The organism is Algoriphagus resistens (genome assembly GCF_001442615.1).
GTDB lineage: Bacteria > Bacteroidota > Bacteroidia > Cytophagales > Cyclobacteriaceae > Algoriphagus > Algoriphagus resistens.
On record NZ_LMXN01000029.1, the window covers coordinates 1 to 24,025 of the forward strand.

Annotated in this window: 22 protein-coding genes; 10 read left to right on the plus strand and 12 right to left on the minus strand. The window is 41.2% G+C overall.

Features of this window, described 5'->3' with window-relative positions; all coding sequences use genetic code 11:
- Positions 1-761: Ig-like domain-containing protein (locus tag AS141_RS25365; RefSeq protein WP_198293625.1), on the minus strand; the 761-nt coding region annotated here is incomplete at its 3' end.
- Positions 762-2,008: 1,247 nt separating this feature from the next.
- Between AS141_RS25365 and AS141_RS25370 the strand changes: the two genes are divergently transcribed.
- Positions 2,009-3,574, plus strand: a complete 1,566-nt coding sequence (locus AS141_RS25370; protein WP_394331090.1) for a glycosyltransferase family 39 protein — start codon at positions 2,009-2,011, stop codon at positions 3,572-3,574.
- A 237-nt stretch (positions 3,575-3,811) separates the two neighbouring features.
- Here the strand turns inward: AS141_RS25370 and pruA are convergent, their stop codons facing one another.
- The 3 genes from pruA to AS141_RS25385 form a co-directional block, all read right to left on the minus strand.
- Positions 3,812-5,446 carry an L-glutamate gamma-semialdehyde dehydrogenase gene (gene pruA / locus AS141_RS25375; RefSeq protein WP_057940526.1) on the minus strand — a complete coding sequence of 545 codons (1,635 nt, stop codon included), beginning with the start codon at positions 5,444-5,446 and terminating at the stop codon, positions 3,812-3,814.
- An 80-nt stretch (positions 5,447-5,526) separates the two neighbouring features.
- Positions 5,527-6,222: a YjjG family noncanonical pyrimidine nucleotidase gene (locus AS141_RS25380; RefSeq protein WP_057940527.1), complete on the minus strand. Its 696-nt coding sequence runs from the start codon at positions 6,220-6,222 to the stop codon at positions 5,527-5,529.
- A gap of 6 nt (positions 6,223-6,228) precedes the next feature.
- On the minus strand, positions 6,229-6,612 hold the full coding sequence (locus tag AS141_RS25385) for an ArsR/SmtB family transcription factor (RefSeq protein WP_057940528.1): 384 nt from the start codon (positions 6,610-6,612) through the stop codon (positions 6,229-6,231).
- 124 nt (positions 6,613-6,736) lie between these two features.
- On the opposite strand from AS141_RS25385, the gene AS141_RS25390 reads away from it, so the two are divergent.
- On the plus strand, positions 6,737-7,372 hold the full coding sequence (locus AS141_RS25390; protein WP_394331091.1) for a carboxypeptidase-like regulatory domain-containing protein: 636 nt from the start codon (positions 6,737-6,739) through the stop codon (positions 7,370-7,372).
- A 71-nt stretch (positions 7,373-7,443) separates the two neighbouring features.
- On the opposite strand, the gene AS141_RS25395 is transcribed toward AS141_RS25390, so the two are convergent.
- A complete protein-coding gene (locus AS141_RS25395; RefSeq protein ID WP_087149467.1) occupies positions 7,444-9,042 on the minus strand; it encodes an aminopeptidase P family protein in 1,599 nt (532 codons plus the stop codon).
- 112 nt (positions 9,043-9,154) lie between these two features.
- Between AS141_RS25395 and pafA the strand changes: the two genes are divergently transcribed.
- Positions 9,155-10,789 (plus strand): alkaline phosphatase PafA, encoded by a 1,635-nt coding sequence (pafA, locus tag AS141_RS25400; protein WP_057940531.1) that lies wholly within the window; start codon positions 9,155-9,157, stop codon positions 10,787-10,789.
- Positions 10,790-10,866: 77 nt separating this feature from the next.
- On the opposite strand, the gene AS141_RS25405 is transcribed toward pafA, so the two are convergent.
- Positions 10,867-12,030 carry a homogentisate 1,2-dioxygenase gene (locus AS141_RS25405; RefSeq protein ID WP_057940532.1) on the minus strand — a complete coding sequence of 388 codons (1,164 nt, stop codon included), beginning with the start codon at positions 12,028-12,030 and terminating at the stop codon, positions 10,867-10,869.
- A 136-nt stretch (positions 12,031-12,166) separates the two neighbouring features.
- The gene (locus AS141_RS25410) at positions 12,167-12,358 is read right to left on the minus strand and encodes a CsbD family protein (protein ID WP_057940533.1); all 192 of its coding nucleotides are present in this window, start codon (positions 12,356-12,358) and stop codon (positions 12,167-12,169) included.
- A 71-nt stretch (positions 12,359-12,429) separates the two neighbouring features.
- On the opposite strand from AS141_RS25410, the gene AS141_RS25415 reads away from it, so the two are divergent.
- Both AS141_RS25415 and AS141_RS25420 read left to right on the plus strand, forming a co-directional pair.
- Complete coding sequence (locus AS141_RS25415; RefSeq protein ID WP_057940534.1) at positions 12,430-13,221, plus strand: glycoside hydrolase family 16 protein; 792 nt, start codon at positions 12,430-12,432, stop codon at positions 13,219-13,221.
- Between the two features lie 132 nt (positions 13,222-13,353).
- Positions 13,354-13,995: an MCP four helix bundle domain-containing protein gene (locus AS141_RS25420; protein ID WP_082632437.1), complete on the plus strand. Its 642-nt coding sequence runs from the start codon at positions 13,354-13,356 to the stop codon at positions 13,993-13,995.
- A 1-nt stretch (position 13,996) separates the two neighbouring features.
- Here the strand turns inward: AS141_RS25420 and AS141_RS25425 are convergent, their stop codons facing one another.
- Genes AS141_RS25425 through AS141_RS25445 form a run of 5 tightly spaced genes read right to left on the minus strand, consistent with a single transcriptional unit; the run spans position 13,997 to position 19,311 of the window.
- Entirely contained in the window at positions 13,997-14,854 is an 858-nt protein-coding gene (locus AS141_RS25425; protein ID WP_057940535.1) for a sugar phosphate isomerase/epimerase family protein, read from the minus strand.
- Between the two features lie 56 nt (positions 14,855-14,910).
- Complete coding sequence (locus tag AS141_RS25430) at positions 14,911-15,471, minus strand: gluconate 2-dehydrogenase subunit 3 family protein (RefSeq protein ID WP_057940536.1); 561 nt, start codon at positions 15,469-15,471, stop codon at positions 14,911-14,913.
- Positions 15,472-15,488: 17 nt separating this feature from the next.
- Positions 15,489-17,168, minus strand: coding sequence for a GMC oxidoreductase (locus tag AS141_RS25435; RefSeq protein WP_057940537.1), 1,680 nt, complete (start codon positions 17,166-17,168; stop codon positions 15,489-15,491).
- Between the two features lie 29 nt (positions 17,169-17,197).
- Complete coding sequence (locus AS141_RS25440) at positions 17,198-18,076, minus strand: hydroxypyruvate isomerase family protein (protein ID WP_057940538.1); 879 nt, start codon at positions 18,074-18,076, stop codon at positions 17,198-17,200.
- Positions 18,077-18,084: 8 nt separating this feature from the next.
- Positions 18,085-19,311: a nucleoside permease gene (locus AS141_RS25445; protein WP_057940539.1), complete on the minus strand. Its 1,227-nt coding sequence runs from the start codon at positions 19,309-19,311 to the stop codon at positions 18,085-18,087.
- Positions 19,312-19,566: 255 nt separating this feature from the next.
- On the opposite strand from AS141_RS25445, the gene AS141_RS25450 reads away from it, so the two are divergent.
- The 5 genes from AS141_RS25450 to AS141_RS26385 all read left to right on the plus strand — a co-directional run.
- A complete protein-coding gene (locus AS141_RS25450; protein ID WP_057940540.1) occupies positions 19,567-20,736 on the plus strand; it encodes a Gfo/Idh/MocA family protein in 1,170 nt (389 codons plus the stop codon).
- 32 nt (positions 20,737-20,768) lie between these two features.
- Positions 20,769-21,821, plus strand: coding sequence for a sugar phosphate isomerase/epimerase family protein (locus AS141_RS25455; protein ID WP_057940541.1), 1,053 nt, complete (start codon positions 20,769-20,771; stop codon positions 21,819-21,821).
- 25 nt (positions 21,822-21,846) lie between these two features.
- Positions 21,847-22,275, plus strand: a complete 429-nt coding sequence (locus AS141_RS25460; protein ID WP_057940542.1) for a c-type cytochrome — start codon at positions 21,847-21,849, stop codon at positions 22,273-22,275.
- Position 22,276: 1 nt separating this feature from the next.
- Positions 22,277-23,014, plus strand: a complete 738-nt coding sequence (locus tag AS141_RS25465) for a 3-keto-disaccharide hydrolase (protein ID WP_057940543.1) — start codon at positions 22,277-22,279, stop codon at positions 23,012-23,014.
- Positions 23,015-23,817: 803 nt separating this feature from the next.
- Positions 23,818-24,025, plus strand: a 208-nt coding sequence (locus tag AS141_RS26385) for a zinc ribbon domain-containing protein (RefSeq protein ID WP_157243596.1), incomplete at its 3' end; no start/stop codon positions are given.

The following is a 24,025-nucleotide window of genomic DNA, read 5'->3' on the forward strand; positions in this document are numbered from 1 at the left end:
AAAAACTTTCTAGGGTTGGAAGCAGAAATCTGACCACTATTATCTACAGCTTTAACGACAATTTGGTGCTCACCAGGGGTAGCATTTTCCCAAGTAAATTCATATGGTGAATTAGTAAATGAAGCTAAAAGGCTTCCATCGACAAAAAAATCAACTTTTGAAATTTCACCTTTATCACTCTTCACATCTGCAGACAAATCAATTTTTTCCCCCTCCGAAAAACTTGAATTCACCATAGGTGAGATAACATTAATCGTTGCAGGTTCAATCTTATCAAAATGACCAATAATATAGGTATCTTCAAATGGCATTTGAAACTCATACTCAACTGCTGAGCTCAAAAATTCTCCATTTAACGTCCAATGGTTAAATAGATATCCAATTTCCGGTTCAGCAAAAATCTGAACTAACTTTCCACCTTCCGACTCAAGACTATCTGTAAGGAGTTCTAATCTTTTAACTTCAGTAATAAGAATGTTATTCCTTTTTTTTCCCGCTATGCTAGTTTTTCTTTGAGTAGTAATTGGGTATAACGCATTGCTGTTCTTTCTGTTAGGGAATACATTTATACTACTGATTTTTTCAAAATCATGAGTGGGGTTTACAGCAGCTACCGAAATACTTGGATTATTCCATCCCAATCCATGTACATTATCGTAATAAGACTCCGACACTAATTTTGAATGACCCTCAAGAAATATAAAAAAGAAAAATATAATTAATATCAATTCTCTTAAGTGAATTCCCAGAGGTACTTTCATTTTGTTGCTAGTTAATTGTCGAAAAAGGATAGAAAATCCGATTTTATATTTTGAAATAATATTTTTTGTTTCTAAAATGAACAAAATGTTATTTCGTTATTCTTCATAATTCCTCCAATAAGTGCTATTTATTTATATTTGCAAAATGATGAATGATTAAAGAAGATTTAGTGAAAAAGAAGAAAATAGATCAAATCCATTCAGCATATTGATAAGTGAATTTTGAATTAGATTTTATGCAAATCACCCAAATTGGAGGCTGAAAAAAATTTATCAAAAAGTTTGATTTTTTTTCAGTAACAGAAAAATTCTATAAATATTAAAAAGTTACAATTGTTTAAATTCTATCAAATTATTCCAAATTCAGCTCTTAGAGACCACAATAACTGTATTCGAATCGGGTGTATTTTCTGAGCTTGAGCTCAATTTTGGAGACTATTTATCTAATCAGGTAGATCAATTGCTCAAACTAATCATTTTAGCAGTATGGAATTAACATGAAGAAAGAGCTCATGGAGCTTTAAATAAAAAAATCCGAGAAGAAGCCCAGAAGCACCAACATTAAAATTAATATATTAGGCAGAACGCTCAAGGGAATTACTTTATTAATAGTGGTATCACCTATTAATGCCTACCATACTTTTGATCCGCTGATAGAATCTGCCAAGCCTTAGGGACAAAAAAAAATAATTTCATTTTTAAATCGAGCATTAGTATTTTTTTACGCTGGCATAAGCTATCTTTTTAACCTTATTTTCATTCTTCAGCCTGTGGTAAGCAGTTTAGAATAAAGCACCTCTACCTTTGATACCAATTCACTCTATGAAATCGACACGATTAAAATCATCATTAAAACACACAGGGCAATGATTATTTTAATCGTCAAAGATTCCATCTGACCATCTTAAAACAATTATAAACAGATGAAATCGAGCATGACTCAAGAGTCACACACTGGGATGATTATAATGCATGCGAGATTCCATATGGCCCTTAAAAGACAAATTATAATCATATGAAATACCCATGACGGGCGGACGACACACAGGGGGATGATTATTACTTGTCGAAAGCCTCTCGACTACCGTTCTAAATGAACTAAGAAATTTAACTTATAAACAGATGAAAATAAACTTCATCAAAACCTATTCTTGAATGGCCCTGTTTGCTTTCCTGAACCCGAATTGTAAACAGGTTATTAAAAAATATGAATGGCTGATAAGCTACAGACTGTAAAAGAATAATACATTTCACACCCTACCACATTTTTAAAAATCTATATGAACCAGCGAAATATATTTTTACTCGGCTTCATCCTTCTCAAATTTATCCTTCAGTACTTTCTGATAGACTCCAGTTACGATCTGCACCGGGATGAATACCTTCATCTCGATCAGGCACATCATCTGGCTTGGGGGTACATTTCGGTACCCCCCATGACTTCTTGGTTTTCGTACCTTATTTACCTGCTTGGCAAGTCTGAGTTCTGGGTTAAATTCTTTCCTGCACTATTCGGGGCACTGACCATTGCGCTTGTTTGGAAGGCGATAGAAAGACTGGGCGGTAGTTTATATGCGCAATCACTAGCTTCCATATGCCTGATATTTTCGGCTTTGGCAAGATTAAATATCCTTTTCCAGCCTAATTCATTTGACATTTTGGCATGGACATTTGTTTTCTATTCCTTGCTCTGCTATATCCAAACCGGCAGAAATAAATGGTTGTATTGGTTGGGCGCCGGGCTGGGGCTTGGTATTCTAAACAAATACAATATTGCATTTCAGCTTCTGGGTTTAGTACCTGCGCTCCTAATCACTTCTGAGCGGAAGGTTTTCAAAAACCCACATCTATATGCTGCCTTTGGATTATCCTTTTTGATTGCTTTACCTAACTTGCTATGGCAGGTACAAAACGATTTTCCAGTTGTCTGGCATATGCACATGCTGAGCAAATATCAGCTTGTGCATGTGAATCGAATTGATTTTATCACAGAGCAATTCTTCTTCTTTTTTGGATCAGTTTTCGTGCTGATTCTTGCAGCTATTTCTTATTTCACTCACCCTGCTTTTCGCAAGTATCAGGTTTTCATCTGGGCAACAGTCTTTACACTATCTATTTTTACTTATTTTCGGGCAAAGGGCTATTATGCTATCGGCCTCTACCCTATTCACTTTGCATTTGGAGCAATCTATCTTTCACATTTACTGTCCAAAAGCTGGGGAAGGTACCTAAAACCTGTAGCAATGATCATCCCCGTGGGCTTATTTATCTTCGCTGCACCGATGACATTTCCAATTGGAAATCCTGATTACCTCAAGAGAGTCAAAAATCGTCATCCTGATCTGATGGAAAATCGCTGGGAAGATGGTGAGATCCATGACTTGCCCCAGGATTTTGCTGATATGTTAGGCTGGAAAGAGCTGGCTGAAAAAGTAGATCTTGCTTATTCAAAAGCTCCTGGTGGAGAATATACAGTTATCATCTGCGACAACTACGGGCAAGCCGGTGCGATTAACTTTTACACCAAGACCGTGGGCTTGCAAGCCATTACTTTAAATGCAGACTATGTCAATTGGATTGACCTTAGCAGGCAAATAAAAAACATAATTTTAGTGAGAGAAAGAGTGGACGGTATAACAGAACGGGAAATTTCATTTTTTGAAAAATCAGAAGAAATAGGAATCATCTCCGATCCAAACGCCAGAGAATATGGTACAATCATCCATTTGCTTCTGGGAAACAAAACCGACATCAATGCTATTTTGGAAAAAGAGATTGAGCAAAAAAGAACGGAGTTAAAAGAAATTAACTAAGAAATTATCATTTCCTACAAGGATTTTATTTTGCAAAATAGCACCTCCTAGTAGAGCCGTAACATGCAAATTTGTCTTTATCCTGATTTCCCACTCCAATGTAATTCGTTGGCTGGCGCAGGTGATTGCGGCAATTTCTATTTAGTTAAAGATATACTCTGCGGCATAATGCTAATCCAAAAAAAGCCTCGAATTTAGTTTCGAGGCTTTTTTTGTATGGAATTTCTTAGAAATTCCTCAGTCATTCCCTAAGAAAGGATACCTATAATCTTCTGGTGAAACAAAAGTCTCTTTAAGTGTACGTGGAGACACCCAACGAAGCAGGTTGATCATAGAACCGGCTTTATCATTTGTCCCGGAAGCCCTGGCTCCTCCAAATGGCTGCTGACCCACAACCGCACCAGTGGGTTTATCATTAATGTAGAAATTGCCTGCAGCGTTTCTCAATTTGATAGTAGCCAATTCGATTGCATAGCGATCCTGAGAGAAAATTGCACCTGTCAAGGCATAGGGAGATGTCTGATCAACCAGTTCCAACGCCTCCTCGAACCGCTCTGAATCATACACATAGATAGTCAAAACCGGACCGAAGATCTCTTCACACATAGTGACGTACATTGGGTCCTGGGTTACGATCACAGTTGGCTCGATGAAGTAACCTTTTGACTTATCGTAATTACCACCGGCTATGATTTCCACAGCAGGATTTGCTTTCGCATTGTCAATATATTTGGCAATTTTATCAAAAGATTTCTCATCGATCACCGCATTAATGAAGTTGGAGAAATCTTCCGTACCTCCCATTTTCATGGTAGACAAATCAGCGGAAAGGCTTTCTTTTACCTCAGCCCAAATATTGGAAGGGATATAAGCGCGTGATGCTGCTGAACATTTCTGCCCTTGATATTCAAAAGCACCACGGGCAAGTCCTACTGCCACCGCTTTTGGAATCGCGGATTTGTGGGCAATCACAAAATCTTTTCCACCAGTCTCACCGACAATTCTTGGATATGATTTGTATTGGTGGATGTTAGTTCCTATTGTTTTCCAGATATGCTGGAATACACCCGTAGAACCTGTAAAGTGAATTCCTGCAAAGTCGGGATGCTTGAAAATTATATCTCCAGCTACAGGTCCATCCACATAAATCAAGTTGATCACCCCGGCAGGAACGCCGGCTTCTTTGAACACCTGCATTAACACATTCGCAGAATAGATCTGAGTATAGGCCGGTTTCCAGACTACTGTATTTCCCATCATCGCGGCAGAAGCCGGAAGATTACCTGCAATCGCCGTAAAATTAAATGGAGTCAATGCAAAGACAAATCCTTCGAGAGGACGCTGTTCCAATCTATTCCAAACACCATTTCCAGAAACCGGAGGCTGCTGCGCATAGATTTCAGTCATGTATTGTACATTGAAACGCAAGAAATCGATGAATTCACATGCCGCATCGATTTCTGCCTGCATGGCGTTCTTGGACTGACCAAGCATAGTAGCCGCATTGATTTTGGCTCGATATGGGCCCGCCAATAGATCTGCAGCTTTTAAGAAAATCGCAGCTCTTTGTTCCCAAGCTAAGTTTTCCCAAGCTTCTTTGGCACCCAGTGCAGCATCAATCGCCTGCTCCACGTGAGAAGCATCCCCTTCATGGAAATGACCCAGCACATGCTGATGGTCATGCGGAGGCGACACTTTATGCGTATTACCGGTTCTCACCTCTTCAGAACCGATATACATAGGTATGTCAACCTGCTGGGATCTGGCGTCTTCCAGTGCTTTTTGCAATTCTTTCCTCTCGGGACTTCCGGGAGCGTAAGCTTTTACCGGCTCATTCACCGGAGTTGGTACATTAAAAAAACCTTTGAGCATGATATCTGGGGTTATGATTTTCTGTTTGCCAAAGATAACCAGAAGGTTTAATTGACCGATGCATTTGAAATAAAAGAACCCTAAAGTAGATCTTCCAGTTCTCTCAAATGTGAAATTGTATAAGTAGGTCTTAAATGAATGGGCTTACCTACCGGGTTGAAAAACACTTGATCTATACCCACTCCCTGTGCCCCTTGGATATCAGAAATAGGGCTATCTCCTATCATAAGACTGTTTTCTTTGTAGGCTCCCGCTTGATCTAATGCATAATGAAAGATCCTAGGATCTGGCTTTTTATGTCCTGTTGTCTCCGAGGTAATGACTAATTCGAAATACCCACTCAACCCGGATGAACTCATCTTCTTTGCCTGACTTTCATCGAACCCATTTGTAATCACATACAGCTTGTACTTAGGCTTAAGGTATTCGAGGATTTCTATGGTATGGGGAAAAAGATGTGGCTTACTTGAAGTTCTATGCATAAAATCTCCTTCAAATTCTTCGGGTATCGCTGCATTCAACACGCCTGCCTGCTCAAATATTCTAGGAAAACGAGAAGATCTGAGTTCATCCTTCTGCATTTCACCTTTATCATAGGCTTCCCAAAGTTTGAAATTCACCGCATAAAAGGACTCTATAAAGGACTGTGATGATAAAATCCCGAGTTCTTCAAGTTTATAGTAAAGAAAAAGTTCGGAAAGTGATTCTTGCACATTTCGATCATAATCCCAAAGTGTGTGATCCAGATCGAAGAAGAGGTGTTGGTAAGTTTTCAATGGAAATTAACGTCGGTACTGATTGTTCTGAATTTTATTGATGGCAAGTTCGCGGTTGGACTTAAGGATTTCATAAGTTTCCTGGTCTTTTATCAAACTCGGATCCTTCTGAATAAACTTCAGAACCTGCTGAATAATTTCCATATACTCTTCTAAAATGTAATAGAAAACCCATTGGTCTACCCGCTTACTTCCTAATAGTCCCGCATTTTTCAGATAAACCAAATGCCTGCTTGTCTTGGTCTGACTAAAATCAAGGATTAACTCAATATCTGAAATCGAAAGTTCCTTATTGAGCATCAGAAGATGGAAAATCCTCACTCGTGGTTCCTCCGAAAGAGCCTTGAAGATTCTAAGACCGTAGTTTAAACTGATATTTTTTAGCCGCATTTGTAAGATTTAACGGAGATTATGAGGGTAAAATAAAAAATCACCCGAAATTAGGGTAATATCGCATGAGAAATAACAAAATCTGTCGTTCTATAAAGTCCTCTTGTTTGTGAAGAATTCATTACTGCTAAGCGCCACCTTTGTTTTCCTATTGGGAATATTTTTTTCAACTCTTGAAGTGAATGCTCAAGATGTGCAAGAAAAAAAAGTAATCCAACTTTCCGGCATTATCCTTAATGCAGATAGTACCGACGCCGTGGCAGGCGTGAACATATACGTCCCTAGAAAAGGAAGGGGAACCAGTTCCGGGCGCTTTGGCTACTTTTCCATGCCTGTACTTGAAGGTGATTCTGTGGTTTTTAGTTTTATCGGGTTGAAAAAACAGACTTTTAAAGTCCCCGACAACGTTGAAAACGATAAAATCAGCTTGATTCTAACGATGAAAGTGGACGAAATAGCCCTGGCTGAAATAGAAGTAATGCCTTATCCTACCGAGGAAGAATTCAAACAAGCGGTAATTGCTCTGAATGTTGTCGATCCAATGTCTATCTCCCGTGCCAACATGAGTCCAGAGATGCTGCTGCGCTGGGCAGAATCAATGCCGGCCTCAGCAAATGAAAATTTCCAATATTTCCAACAAGGACAAGCCATTCAAAACCAGGATCTCTATGGCCCTAGAACGCTTAGACTTCTTGACCCATTTGCCTGGGGGCAGTTTATTCGATCTATCAAGCGGGGTGATCTAAAGAAAAAGGATTAGGAATACTCTATTTGTTAAGGTTTTTATTTTTCGCGGAGCCGCGAGAAATAAAACACATATTCTTGTCACCCTTAGTCGATCTCAGGAAGCACCCATTCCTCAAGCACACTTGGCACTTTCATCATTTCCTCAATAGCGGCAACTGTTCTGGGCGCATACTCCGAAAGATTAACATTTCCATCGGCAGTAACCAAAATATCATCTTCGATCCGTACTGCTATTCCCCACCATTTTGGATCACAATCTGATCCCTCCGGGATATAAATCCCCGGTTCAATAGTAAAAACAACCCCTTCTTTGAGTGCATCACGAGTTCCCCTATCATGAACGTCAAGCCCAATGTGGTGGCTGGTACCATGTGGGAAATACATGTGATTCTCTCCCTTTTTGATGATGCCGAGCTTTGCGAGTCCATCGTTAATAATTTTACGGCCTGCCGCATCGATTTCCTCAAAAGTAACACCCGGCCTAGACAATGCTATACCGGCTTCCTGAGCCTGATACACCAGCTCATATATGGCTTTTTCTTCCTCATTGAACCTGCCATTAATAGGAATCGTGCGAGTCACATCAGCGGTATAACCTCTCCATTCTGCACCCAGATCCATCAATAGTAGCCGATCACTCAAGTCCCGCTTATCATTCTCGATGTAATGAAGTATGCAGCCATTATTGCCCCCACCTACAATAGATGGATAACCCAGTTCCTCAGCCCCATAGCGCTTGAATATAAACTCATGAACACCCTGGATCTCGCGTTCTGTCATTCCTACTTTCGCTGCCTTCATCACCTCTATCTGCCCCACAGCAGATATTTTCACAGCTTTCTTCAGCAACACAATTTCTTCAGGTGTCTTTACCTCACGAAGTACTGCCATCATAGTGGAAAGAGAGGTTATGTCCAGCTTACCCTCAGGTATTTCATCTTTGGCGGACATCCTCATTTCTGGCGACTCTGCGTTCATAAACGAACTGATCAATGGATCCTCCATCATATCAGGATATTGGCGCTCATATCTTTTCAGCATTTGAACCACACGATCTGAAGTTTCCAAATCTGAGTTTTTAATCATTTTATATACCTGAGCACTCACTTCAGTGAGTTTGTCAGGATAAGCCGTAGCAATTTTAAACTCCTCCACCATCTTGATCAATGGGGCATTTGCACTGCTTTCTTCTATAGCCTCAGAAAGGCTGAAGGTCAGAATCTTATCAAAACCCTGAAGATTGACACCGGATTTAGCAGCAAATTCTGAATTGAGCAATGCCTTTTCAAATCCTAACTCCCTTGTCATCCCCTCTTCTCCTAAGCGCTTACCATTCCACATTTCAGCCCGCGGATCTCTGTTCTGTACGAAAATCAGTTCGTCAGACAACTCATCATTAACTTCCCGCACTTCACTGAAAATCACCAGAACCGCATTTGGCTCCCGAAACCCGGTCAAATAGAAAAAATCCGTATTGGGATGATAAATATAATCGACATCATTGGTTCGGTTTTTCACAGGATTATTAAAAAATACCGCCACGGAATTGGAAGGCATCAGTTTTCGCAACTCATCCCTGCGTTGGCGGTGCCATTCTGAAGAAAGACCATCTTTAAAGTAGGATTGTGCAAAAGCAGTAAGTGAAAATACCACTGCAAACAAAGTCCAAATTATCTTTTTCATAGGAGTCATTTTGAATTAAGAATTGTAATGTCAACGCTTTTGACCATTTAACAAAGTCTTAATCCATGGATAGCGGCATATTCATATCTTTGGGCCTTAAAAAAATCAAAACATGAGAAAATTAGGGATTGTATTTTTGCTTTTTATTTTGGCCACTGAACCAATGCTTGCCCAATCGCAAGCCGACAAGCCCAAGCTTGTCGTCGGCATCATAGTCGATCAGATGCGACAAGAATATTTGTATCGCTTTGCCGACAGGTATTCCGAAGGTGGATTTAAGCGGATGATGAAAGATGGCTTTATGATGAAGAACGGGCATTATAATTATATCCCTACCTACACCGGACCTGGTCACGCTTCGGTCTACACTGGAACTACGCCCGCCACTCACGGAATTATTGGAAACGACTGGTATGTAAAAAGTACTGATCAAATGATTTATTGCGCCGAGGATACCACAGTTACTCATATCGGTGGGTCTGCGGAAAATGGATTCATCAGTCCAAGAAATTTGCTAACTACTACGATTACCGATGAACTTCGAATCGCTACCCAGAAACGCTCGAAAGTAATAGGTGTGGCGATCAAAGATAGAGGAGCCAGCTTACCAGCTGGACACTTAGGCGAAGCCTATTGGTTTGACAGTAATACAGGGGAGTTTATGACTTCTTCGTACTACTATAGTGAGTTACCTAAGTGGGTAAATGATTTCAATGCTAAGAAATCAGTAGACACCTACCTGTCTCAGACCTGGAACACGCTTTACCCTATAGACTCCTATAAAGCCAGCATGGCTGATGACAATGAATTCGAAGGGATTTTCAAAGGTAAAGAAACCCCAACTTTCCCATATGACCTGAAAGAACTCAGAAAGACTAACGGAGAATTTGGATTAATTTCTTCCACGCCTTTTGGTAATACTATGACTCTGGACTTTGCCCTGGCAGCTTTAAAAGGTGAAAAAATGGGCATGGGAGAAGAAACAGATTTCTTAGCCTTGAGCTTTTCGTCTACCGATTATGTAGGACATAGATTCGGTCCTCAATCCAAAGAAATCGAAGACACCTACCTTCGTCTGGATAAGGAAATCGAAAGATTGCTTAATTATCTGGACCAAACGTACGGTAAAGATCAATATTTGGTATTTCTTTCCGCTGATCATGCCGTCGCTGAAGTCGCTACGCACATGGTAAGTGAGAATGTACCTGGCGGAAATCTTCGTACGAGTGAAGTGGGCATAGAACTTTTGAACTACATTTCCTCTAACTATGGAGAAGGAGAATGGATCAAAAACAGCTCCAATGGACAACTTTTCCTTAACCATGAATTGATTCAGAATAAAAAACTAAACCAAGAAGATTTCGAAAATGAGATTGCGCAGTTTTTGTTGAAATTTGATGGAATCAAGGAAGTCTATACAGGGACTGCCATGCGCACAAAAGAATTTACAGAAGGCAGACCTATGTTACTTCAGATGGGCTACAACCATAAAGCATCTGGTGATATCCTCACAGTTCTGGAGCCAGGATGGCTGACTGGCGGAGCCACCGGAACATCACATGGGACAGGCTATACCTATGACACGAATGTCCCAATTCTTTTTTATGGGTGGAATGTACCCGCGGGAGAAAGCTCACGCTATGCCACCATCACTGATATCGCTCCTACACTTTCCATGATGCTTGATATAAAGCTGCCAAACGGCGCTACCGGTCAACCTATATTGGAAATCACTGACAAAAAATAAACCTATTTGCTTCAACCCATAAAGCCCGATTTGTAGACCGGGGCTTTATGGGGTTCAATACCTATGAACAAACTGACTTAGACAGTCCAACTCATAGGATAGTCTTCATCCACAAACTCAAGCGCATCCGTCGTAAGCTGGAGTGATTTAAAGGTATCCAGCATCACTGCATATTCATCTGTTGCCTTTGCTCCTATGGACTTTTCCACCGTACCCGGATGTGGTCCATGTGGCAAACCTCCCATATGAAGCGTGAACGAGCCTCTATCTATTCCTTTTCTACTCATAAATTCTCCCTCTGCATAATAGAGTACTTCATCAGAATCAATATTGGAATGATTGTATGGGGCAGGAATAGAAAGCGGGTGATAATCAAAAAGCCTTGGAACAAATGAGCACACAACGAATCCCCAAGCCTGAAACGTCTGATGTACAGGCGGTGGTTGGTGGATTCTACCTGTGATCGGTTCGAAATCATAAATGGAAAGTGCGTAAGGATACAAATACCCATCCCATCCTACGATATCCAGCGGGCTATGACCATAGGTATACTGATAGAGCATACCCTGCTTTTTGATCTGTACAAGGTAATCGCCTTTTCCCTTTTCTAGCTGCAGCTCATGGGGTGGACGAATATCCCGCTCACAATAAGGGGAGTGCTCAAGCAGTTGCCCCACTTCATTTCTATAGCGCTTCACAGTTTCTATAGCTCCCGGTGATTCAATAATCAATAATCTCAGTGGCCCTTGATCATTAAATTCGAAGCGATAAATAGTCGTACGCGGGATTACAAGATAATCTCCCTTATGGACTTCGAGCTTCCCAAACTGAGAATACAAGACTCCCTCCCCATCATGTACATAGATCAATTCATCTCCATCTGCATTCTTAAAGTAATAGTTCATTTTACGGTTTCGAGGTGAACAAATCCCCATCATTACATCAGAATTCATCATGAGATTTCTGCGCGCAGATAAGTAATCCTCCCCGGTGAATTCCACACCAGAAGTTTTCAGGTGCGTTTGATTCAATCCGTGTCCCGAAGCCGGTTTCCATGAATAAGGCTCCGGTTTGCCAATGGATTTTACTTCGTTGGGATTATGGATATGGTATAAAGTGGAGTATATGCCTGAAAAGCCTTTGGAACTCACTACTTCTTCTTTGTAAAGACTTCCATCCGGTTGTCTGAATTGCGTGTGCCTTTTGGGAGGAATGCTTCCTAATCTGTGATAGTATGCCATTGTTTTTGGGTTTATTTCTTTGCTTAAATTTAAACAAACTATCAAAAGGACTCAGATTATCCATGAAAAATGATTTCTCAAGCAACTTGAGAAATCAGCATAAAAAAACGGCTTTCGCCGTTTTCATTTATTCTTCTTAATATTCCTCAAAGAACTCTTTTTTTAGTGTGTCTTCGGCTTCACCAGTTCGTTTTTGGATTCTTCCCAGCAACTGGTCTTCTTTACCTTCTACATAAGTTAAATCATCGTCGGTCAATTCCCCGTACTTTTCTTTGAGCTTCCCTTTTAGGATATTCCAGTTTCCTTTTAATTTTAAGTTGGTTGACATAATACTTGTGGTTTAAGTTTAACAATTGATTATCTAGTAATTTGCAAAGCGAATACCAAACAAAACCCAAAATGAAAACAACGCTACTCATCTTCTTGACATTTTGCTTAAATCTAGGCATAAGGGCCCAAGAAGCTCGATTAATCTGGTCAGATGAGTTTTCAGCCGAAGGGTTACCTGATCCGAAAAAGTGGATTTATGATGTGGGTGGTCATGGTTGGGGAAATGAAGAACTGCAATATTATTCACAAAATGACCTTAAAAATGCCCGAATTGAAAATGGAAAACTGATCATCGAAGTGCATGCAGACAGCTTATATCCCAAGGGCTATACATCTGCACGATTGCTTACAAGAGAAAAAGCTTCATGGCAATACGGCTACATAGAAGTCAAAGCAAAATTACCCCAGGGCAGAGGGACCTGGCCAGCGATCTGGATGCTTCCCGAGGCAAATATTCATGGAGGGTGGCCCAAAAACGGTGAAATTGATATTATGGAGCATGTGGGTTACGATCCTGGAAAAATCCATGGGACAGTTCACACCGAAGCATTCAACCATAGTATTGGTACGCAGCAAGGAGGTTTTCAACTAATTAAGGATTTCAACACGAGGTTTCATATTTACGCCATACACTGGACCGAAGAAAAAATAGATTTTCTGATTGACGGGACTATCTATTTTACTTTTGAAAACACAAAGAATGATTATAAGGAATGGCCCTTTGATCAACCCTTTCATTTGATAGTAAATATTGCCGTAGGCGGTGCATGGGGTGGACAGCAAGGAGTTGCTACTGACATTTGGCCCCAAAGAATGGAAGTGGACTATGTGAGAGTATATGATACAAATCCCACAGAATGAGAATCATTCATAATATATCCATGTCAAAATTGTGTTTATTAACGATTCTGGAAGTTTATTCCAAATTATCCTTGGGAAAAGGGAAAGTTATACCTAAAATAATATTATTAAATAGACCCTAACTATATATCCATGCAAAATCCCGCTTTTAGAAAAAGGAAAATATCTGCATTAATCATCATTGGCACCTTGATGCTTCTGATGTACGGTAAAAATTTAACTGAGCGCCAGGCCTTCAAAAACATAAGTTCTACCTTCGCTGAAGTGTACAATGACCGCCTGGTAGTGGAAGGATATATATTTAAAATTTCAGAGAATCTTTTCAAGATTCAAAAGTTGGTCGATCACTGTAATATCAACTATGACTACTCCAAAGTAGTGACTGAGATAGCTCAGCATGAAAAAAATATAATTGCAATCGTGAATGATTTCGAAGAAACAAACCTCACCGAGCAAGAGTCTGTATACCTAACTGATTTCAGGGCTATTATTGAAAACGATCTTCAGATAAAAAATTATAACCTACTCTATTCAGACTCCTCTGGCGTAAATAAAAAACAGGTTCAGTTATATGACCAAAAAATCAGTACTGCGCAGCAAGATCTCGATAATTTGAGTAAAATACAGATGGAAGAAGGTGAAAAACTAATCAACAAAGCCAACATCATAATCAATCGCTCCCAGATTTGGTCTCAATTTGAAGTGGCCTTGTTGATCATTTTAGGAATTGCCTTGTACTTGCTTCTCTTTAGAAAAAAGTTTACCTATTCTTAATTCAAAGCTTCAATTTGCTCAGATAAGCGGCGTTCTTAGCTGCTGCTTCCAAAGGTGTAGTATTAACGAATCGTTCTTGCTCAACCACAAAATACTCCATTCCATATTTCTTGGATTTCTTGATTATTTCAGAATAAGGGATTTCACCCGCCCCGAGTAATACTCCACGGTCGTGCGCATTTCCACCGTCAGCTTCAGCATCCTTCACATGGCAAAGCTTAAATCTGTCCGGAAATTTGGCAATGTACGCTAGAGGATCGTGCCCAGCTACATACGCCCAATACATATCCAATTCAAAATCCACTAATTCAGGATCTGTATTTTCCATCAAAATATCCTGAGGAAGTTGCCCCTCAAGCACCTTAAAGGTGTAATCGTGATTATGATACGCAAATTTCAATCCATGCGACTTTAGTGTTTCACCAGCATCATTAAATCTATCAGCTACTTTTTTCCAATCATCCACCGATTTTTGGGCGCCTATGTAAGGGCAGATGAGGTATTTCATACCTACTTCAGCAGCTTGTTCAGCCTGGACATCAAGATCCTTGAATACATTGGCGTGGGAAGAAATAAAGTCTACTCCTATCTCACTCAACAAACTTTTACACGCTGTTGGCTGCATGCCCCACAGAATTCCTTTGCCGCCATCAAATCCTTCAAACTGCCTATATCCGAATCCTGCCAATTTGCGCATTGTTCCGATAGCATCTTTTGCCATCTCTTCCTTCACTGAGTAAAGTTGGAGGCCAAATTTGGCTATCCTGCCCTTGGCCTCTGCAAATCCTAAGGGGTAAAGCGCTGCTCCTACGCCCAGCATTGCCCCCATCTGGAGGAATTTTCTTCTATCTTTATTCATACAACTGCGTTAGCCTACTTCAGAAATAAGCAGGCTATATATTAGGTTAGGTTTTCTTAAATTGCGTAAGCTTTATCTCCTTTTTTATATGGAATACACGGATCGTATCTGCCGGGGGTTTCTACGAACGTTAGCGCTTGGCTCGCTCCAATTTCTGAAGTGAAATAACCCAGCACAGTCAAGTCACGAAGCATGTTGATCACCGCTGGGCTTCTATCTTTTCCACTGGCCTTAAACTCATCATACATACCATTTAGATAAGCCAGCCTTTCTTCTGCAGGAGCTCCTACAAAATCTTTTCCATTAGCAGATTTGAAGTCCTTTCTAAGTTTGTTCAATCCGTCTACAAATGCTTTTTGGCTATCCCCATCATAGGTATCTTTGACCATCATCACCATAAACGATCCAATTCCTACGGCTTTGGCCCCAGGTGTATCTGTCTCCGGGATAATAGTATCTCCTAATTCGTCTAAAAAAGCGATATCATCTGGATCAAAATCCAATCCTTCAATTTGGTTTTCCGGGGTACAGCCCGTCATGATCGCAGTAGCGCCGATCATCGTTCCCCCCATCATTACGATGACGCTCTTCAAAGCGTCTCTTCTATTCATAGTCATAGTCTTGTCTTTTACGATTAGAGGTTTTGCTTTTTCAATTCATCCACGGCGAAGGCTGCTGCTCTTGCTGTCAAAGCCATATAGGTAAGTGAAGGATTCACCGCTGCTGCCGATGTCATACATGCCCCATCGGTCACAAATACGTTTTTCGCTTCCCACACCTGATTGTTTCCATTCAAAACAGATGTTTTCGGGTCACGTCCCATTCTTGCTGTACCCATTTCATGAATACCTTGCCCGAAGGTATATCCTGCATCGTACTGATTGATATTTTTGAATCCCGCCACTTCCAGCATCTCTGCTGCATCAGCCATCATATCCTTACGCATTTTGATTTCATTCTCCTTAATCTCAGCGTCCATCACCAGTGCTTCCATTCCCCACTTATCTTTCACCGTATCGCTTAGCTTGATCGTATTCTCATGGTAAGGAAGTATTTCTCCAAACGCCGTAATCCCCATAGACCACGGTCCGGGTTGCGTAAGTGCTTCCTTCATCGGTGCACCGAAGTTCAATTCGGCTACATCACGTGTCCACCCACTGCGGCTAGCTCCACCCTGATACCCAAATCCCCGAAGATAATCCCTCTTATCACCATTGACGTTTTGGAATCTCGGAATATAAAGCCCTGTCGGTCTTCTGCCAAAGTAGTATTTGTCATCATATCCTTCCATAGTACCACTTGCTCCCAAGCGGAAATGGTGATCCATGACGTTATGTCCAAGTTCTCCTGAGCTACTTCCCAACCCACCAGGCCAAACATCTGTTGCAGTACGCATTAGAATAGCCGTAGAGTTAAAAGCTGAAGCACAAAGGAATACGATTTTTGCATCGTATTCTATTGTCTCGTTGGTCTGCCCATCCACTACTTCTACACCCGTAGCCTTCTTTGTGTCCTTGTCGTAAATCAGTCTTCTCACAATTGACCAAGGTCTTAACGTCAGGTTACCTGTGGCTTGGGCCGCTGGCAATGTGGAAGCCTGGGTACTGAAATATCCTCCAAATGGGCAACCTAGAGAACATTTACTTCTGTATTGACAGCCTGGTCTACCTGGTAATGGCTCAGTAATATTCGCCGGACGACCGATAGTCCAAGTCCTGGCTCCTTTATAATGTTCTTTGATCTTTGCTGCTGCATCTTTTTCCACACAGTTCATCGGCATAGGAGGCATAAACTCTCCATCAGGAAGCACGTCCAAACCGTCTTTGGATCCAGATACTCCGGCAAATTTCTCTACATAAGAATACCAAGGAGCAATGTCCTTATAGCGTATCGGCCAATCCACAGCCACTCCTTCTTTTACATTTCCTTCAAAATCCAAATCGGACCATCTGTAGGATTGCCTGCCCCAAAGAAGAGAACGTCCTCCCACCTGATAGCCACGAAACCATGTAAACGGTTTTTCCTCTACATAAGGAGACTCATCTTCATGTGCCCACCAATCAAGATTAAGTTCATCAAGTACATAATCTCTTTTGAGATTTGGATGTGCGGCTATCATCTCCTGAGTATCTCTTCCCCTGTGCGGAATTTCCCAAGGCGGTAAAGTAGCGGTCTTATAATCCTTGATATGCTCTACATTCGGACCTCTTTCCAAAAGCAATACTTTCAGTCCCTTTTCCGTCAATTCTTTTGCAGCCCATCCGCCGCTTATTCCTGACCCAACTACGATTGCGTCATATGATTCATTTGCCATAAATATGGGTTTTAATTAATCGTTACTTTTTAGACATCACAGATCTGGACTCCCTGCGCCAAAGCAGCCATCTTATCTTCAGATTTTGGGAGAAACTCATGAGAAACGTAGCCCTTATAACCAGTAGCTACTATTGCTTTCATCAGGGCCGGATAATAAATCTCCTGTGTATCATCCAACTCATTCCGACCCGGATTGCCTGCTGTATGGTAATGACCAAAATACTGATGATTGTCCTGTACACTTCTAATTAGATCTCCTTCATCGATCTGCATATGATAGATGTCGTAAAGCAATTTGAAATTTTCACTTCCCAATCGCTTGCATAGTTCTACACCAAAAGCAGATTTATCACATAAGTAATCCTTGTGGTTTACTCTGCTGTTGAGCAACTCCATCTGAATGATCACCCCATGTTTTTCGGCCAATGGAATGATTTTTTCCAGTCCTATCTGGCAGTTTTTCAAGCCTGTCTCATCGTCCATTCCTCTTCTATTACCGGAGAAACAAATCAGATTTTTATAACCTGCCTCAGCTACTTTTGGAATTACTTCCGTGTAGTTTTTTATTAGTTGATCGTGATATTTCACTTCACCAAAACCTTCGGTAAGGCTGATTTCAGCTCCGTTACACATAGATGAATCGAGTCCATGTTTCTTCAGAATGTGCCAATTACCTGGACCTATTAAGTCAATTCCTTTGATCCCGATTTTCTTCGCTTCTACGCAAAAATCTTCCAGACTATAATCACGGAAGCACCAATGGCACACGCCATGGTTAATGTTTCCTTTTAATTCGTAGGGTTTTTCTGCTTTCATTTCGAATGAGGAAAGAGTGCTGAACGCAGCGCCGCCAAGCAAGACTTTTTTGAAAGATTCTCTTCTTCCTGTGTCAATAGGTTTGGTCATGAGGGGTTTTATTGAGGTGAATTTATTTGCTCTTTCTTGAAAAGAGCCATGAAAAGTAGCAAAACCAATACAGAAATACCAGCAGGAATTAACCAAATTGATTCCCAAAGGTGTATTCCCTCTTCGTTTGTATAATATTTTGAGATTAATCCCGCTGCCCAGAAGCCTACCAGCATCCCTATGCCGTAGGTAGCCAAAGTGATTAATCCCTGCGCTGAAGATTTGTATTTCGCTCCGGCATGCGAATCAGTATAGATCTGCCCACTAACAAAGAAAAAATCATAACAAATTCCGTGTAAAGCAATGCCTATCAACAACATCCAGACTCCTTCATCAGCATCTCCAAATGCGAAGAAAGCATAACGGACTGCCCAGGCTATCATCGCTACCATCAAGGTTTTTTTGATCCCAAACCTGGAAAAGAAAATTGGCAGGGCCAGCATAAATACCACTTCTGATACTTGTCCCATTGCCATTTTTCCCGTGGAATTCTCCAAGCCTATCTCTGTGAGAAAAGGACTGGTATTTTGATAATAAAATGCAAGAGGGATGCAGATCAGAATCGAGGAAATAAAGAAAACCGCATAATTCTTATGCTTTAATAATGCCAGTGCGTCCAATCCAAGCACTTCGGAAAGTCTGAAATCTCCCGCATTTCTGGCTTGGGGAGGAGTATGCGGCAGTGTAAAGCTAAACAAGCCCAAAGCCAAGGAACTGATAGCTGCCATCAGCCACGTATTTCTCAACAAGCCCTCCTTGAGTCCTTCCTGACTATCCCAGGACAAAAAACTAATTAATAAACCGGCCGTGATCCATCCTATGGTCCCCCACACGCGGATCCTGGAAAATTCTTTTGCGGGATCCTTCATCTGATTAAAAGAAATGGAATTAACCAAAGCAAGGGTGGGCATGAACAAGATCATATATATAAGAAGTAGCGGGAAGAATCCGGAAAAATCAGCAGAATTGTAAAGCAGATACATCAATCCGGCGCCCATAAGATGTATGATTCCCAGTATTCTCTGGGCATGGAAGTAGCGGTCCGCAATCAACCCAACCACGAATGGTGCGATAATCGCTCCGAATGATTGAGTAGAAAAAGCAAGGGAAATATCCTGATCATTTGCCAGAAGATTTGAGCCTAAAAAAGTCCCCATAGTCACAAACCAAGAGCTCCAGATAAAAAACTCCAGAAACATCATAAGGGATAACCGGAGCTTGGTATTGATTTCCATAGGGTTATAATCAGATTTTAGGTAGTGTTTGCTTTAAAGGATCATCCAAAGTTTAAAGTTTAGCCAATTTGAAGTATTTTAGGCAGTTCAAACGATTTTCCGAAATAATGGCTTCTCAGTAACCGAATAAACTACCCATACCAAGATGGAGCTATCAATCATTTATTCTATCAATTCACTTGAAGAGCTAGGGTTTTTCCGTTTGGAATCAATTATTTCGAGCATTTAAATCCTGAATATAACGTCTTTTTCCAAATGTCATCCTCACAAAAATTAAAAATAGGACTCATAGGTGGCGGTCCGGGTTCATTCATTGGAGCTATTCATTTAAATGGTGCCAGGATGGACGGGATGTTTGAGCTAGCGGCGGGGGCATTCAGTTCAAACCCCGAAAAATCAAAACAGCGGGGCGAAGAGCTCATGCTGGATCCAGATAGAGTTTATGCCGATTATGACGAGATGTTTGCCAGGGAACTGAAACTCCCCGAATCAGAGCGAATAGACGTAGTGGTTATCGTCACCCCTAATAATGTACATTTTGACCCGGCAGCAAAAGCGCTCAAGAATGGATTTCATGTAGTGCTGGACAAACCACTTACACTCAATTATAGAGAAGCGAAAGAACTATATCATATAGTCAATGCTTCGGAGAAAAGATTTTTGCTGACCCATACCTACTCTGGCTATCCGATGATCAAACAAGCCAAGCAAATGATCGCCGAAGGACAAATCGGCAAAGTGCGGAAAGTCTATGTAGCATATCCGCAGGGATGGCTCTGGAAACTGTTTGAATTTGAAAATAACAAGCAAGCTGAATGGCGCACTGACCCTAAAAGAAACGGCATGGCAGGATGTATGGGGGACATTGGCACACATGCATTCCATTTGGCAGAGTATGTGTCCGGAGAAAAGGTAGCGGCAATCTGCGCGGATTTATATATCAAAGTAGAAGGAAGACCAATTGATGATGATGGGATAGTATTGATGAGATTCGAAAATGGTGCATCAGGAGTACTTATGGCATCTCAAACTGATACAGGATCAGAAAGTAATCTGAGCATTCGTGTGTATGGAGAAAAAGGCGGCCTGGAGTGGGAACAGGAATTAAACAATACCCTAATCGTCCGTTGGCCGGATGCGCCGGATCAGATTCTGAGAGCCGGCGCAGGATATTTGGAGTCGTTGGCAAATGAAAACATCCGAACTCCTGCAGGCCATCCTGAAGGATATATTGAGGCTTTTGCCAATTTGTACAGGAATTTCGCCAGATGTATTTACGCAGACCGTGCCGGAGAAGCGCCTAAACCCGAATGGGAAGATTATCCGGGTATTGAAGATGGTATCCGGGGAATGGCCTTCATAGATCTGGTATTAAAAAGCAATGGGTCTGATGTCAAATGGACTCCTTTTGAAGTAGAAAAATAAATTCTTAAACCTAATATTTTAACCAAAGCAAAATGAAGACAATTAAAGGCCCGGCGATCTTTCTCGCCCAATTTATTGACGACAAAGAACCTTTCAACAACCTGAAGAACATTTGTGACTACATGGCCGATCTTGGCTATGCAGGTGTTCAGATCCCTTCTTGGGATGCCAGGATGATAGATTTGCAAAAAGCAGCAGAGAGCAAAACTTACGCAGATGAAATCATCGGAACAGTAAAGGAGGCAGGATTGGAGATCACCGAACTTTCCACTCACCTCCAAGGGCAATTAGTCGCTGTTCACCCGGCATACAATGAGCTATTTGATGGATTTGCTCCGGATAACCTGAAAGGGAACTTGCAGGGCAAAACCGAATGGGCCGTTCAGCAATTGAAATATGCGGCAAAGGCTTCCAACAATATGGGACTGACAGCCCATGCAACATTCTCAGGAGCATTGATGTGGCATACGGTATATCCGTGGCCGCAGCGGCCTGCAGGTCTTGTAGAAACTGGCTTCACTGAGCTAGCAAAACGATGGACACCTATTCTCGACGAATTTGACAAATACGGTGTTGACGTTTGCTATGAACTTCATCCTGGCGAAGATTTGCACGATGGAGTGACATTTGAAATGTTTCTAGATAAAGTGAATAACCACAAGCGGGCAAATATACTTTATGACCCAAGCCACTTCGTGCTGCAATGCTTGGACTACCTACAATTCATTGATTTTTACCATGAAAGAATCAAAATGTTCCATGTAAAAGATGCTGAATTCAACCCAACAGGAAAGCAAGGGGTCTATGGCGGATATCAGGGATGGGTTGAGCGGGCTGGTCGCTTTAGATCTTTGGGAGACGGGCAAGTTGACTTTAGTGGAATTTTTAGCAAACTTTCGCAGTACGATTATGATGGCTGGGCCGTTTTAGAATGGGAATGTGCTATTAAGCATCCTGAGCAAGGAGCTGCAGAAGGCGCTCCGTTTATTGCCTCACATATCATTAATGTAACCGAAAAAGCATTTGATGACTTCGCCGGCCGGGGCGCCGATGAGGAATTCAACAAAAGAATTTTAGGAATTTAATTACTCAATTTTAATATCCAATTTAATGAAAATCACAAAACCTTTAAACCTTGCCATAATAGCTCTGGCAGGATTTACATTCGCCTGTGGCGGAGGAGAAAAGACCTCCGAAACTACTACTACAACTCCAGCTGCGGAAGCGCCGGCACCTGAGAAAGAAATCAGCCTGGAAGAAAAATACCAAGATGATCCTATTTATATCAAAGGATTAGCCAAATTAAAAACCTCTGACTGCACTTCATGCCACATGGTGGAGCGGAAAATTGTTGGTCCTTCGTACGCTGATGTAGCTGCTAAATATGAGAATACAGAAGAAAATATAGACATGCTGGCCAAAAAGGTAATCGAAGGCGGCGTAGGGGTATGGGGTGAAATCCCAATGCCTCCGCATCCTACCCTTAGTATGGAAGATGCCAGGGATATGGTAAGCTACGTACTCCTTTTGAAAAAATAAGATGAAGAAACACTATATCATCGTCGCAGCATTGGCAAGTTTTCTTGCTTCTTGCTCTGGCGAAAAAGCAATCGAAACTGAAACCAAGGAAATGGCTGTAGTAGAAACACCGGCTGAAGAGTGGACGGATCTCTTTGCCAATAACAGCTTCTCGAACTGGCATAAATACGGTGGCGGTGAAATAGGCAATGCCTGGAAAATTGAAAATGGCGAAGTCTATCTTGACGTGGAGAACATAGACAGACAGGCAGGAGAAGGAGGAGACATCGTTACCAACGAGGAATTCGACAACTTCCACCTGAAGTACGATTGGAAGATCGCCCAAAACGGCAACAGCGGTTTAATATTCTATGTGCACGAAGCTCCAGAATATGAGAACACTTATAATACAGGTTTAGAAATGCAGGTACTGGACAATGAAGGCCATCCTGACGCTAAAATCATCAGCCATAGAGCTGGAGACCTCTATGATCTAATTGTAAGCAGTGAGGAGACTGTGAAACCCTATGGGGAGTGGAACTCTGCTGAGATCATTGCCAACAATGGGAAACTTGACCTTATTCTCAATGGAACCACCGTGGTAAGCACTACTCTTTGGACTCCTGAATGGGAAGCTTTGGTAGCTGATAGCAAATTTAAAGACATGCCAAACTTTGGCACATTTAAGAAAGGCAGAATTGCGCTACAAGATCACGGCGATCTTGTTTACTTCAAAAATGTGAAGATTAAAGAACTTTAATCTTCACATCTCCTAAAATGAAAAAGAGTCCCGCAAATACGGGACTCTTTTTCATTTATTATTGTGCGCCATAAAACCCCTTCATCACTTTAGCGTGGATGGGATGTAAGGCACAAGGATAACAGACCTTGTAAAGGATATATTGATGGTTAGTTTCCGGTGATGCTTCAACTATTGGACAAACAAAGAACCCATCGCCCCATGGTAAATTCCGGTACCGATACTATCGATGTAACGTACCCGAATGTACTAATCCTAATTGACGGATCCTTGTTTTAACCTACAGACCATTTGTGGTACGGCTAGGTAGGGAATGTAAGGGATAAGAAAATGGATAGGGTTTACATCTGGTTCCCATTGCTTCAATTTCAAAACCTCCATTACCTGCCATGGATTGAAAAATAGCTTTTAAACCAGCATTTAACTGGGCTAACAAGCTATTTCTACAATACTTAGTAACAAGAATTAAAGGACATTTTAACTGCTATGAATATGGAATCCTGCCGGTATTCTAAGGTTAAAGCAAGAAGAATTTTAGTTTTTTTATGTGGCATATTTTAAGGTATCTACATATCTGGAATTTCGATTGACAACAGGCATATTATATATTGACAGATAGTGACAGCAGGTTGGTTGTCAATAAAAAGCAAGTTTTTTTTGTCAAAACAACGGTTCTGGCCATGGAAATATCTGATCATGGGCAACTAACCAATATCAGAAAGGATTAGCTGCACAAGACATCAACTGAAACCATCAAAAACCACGATGTAATCAGCGTCGAAAACCTTGCTGTAAAGAATATAATGAAGAACCATTGCCTGTACCAGGCAATGGGCGATGTTCCGTTGAGTGCATTTTACACGATGCTTGGATACAAAGCCAATTGGAACGATAGGCCATTGGTTAAAATCGACCGATGGTTCCCATCAAGCAAAAGCTGTTCAACTTGTAGATGGATAAAACAAGAGGTAACCCTTTCCATAAGAGCTTGGAGTTGTGGATCTTATCGTG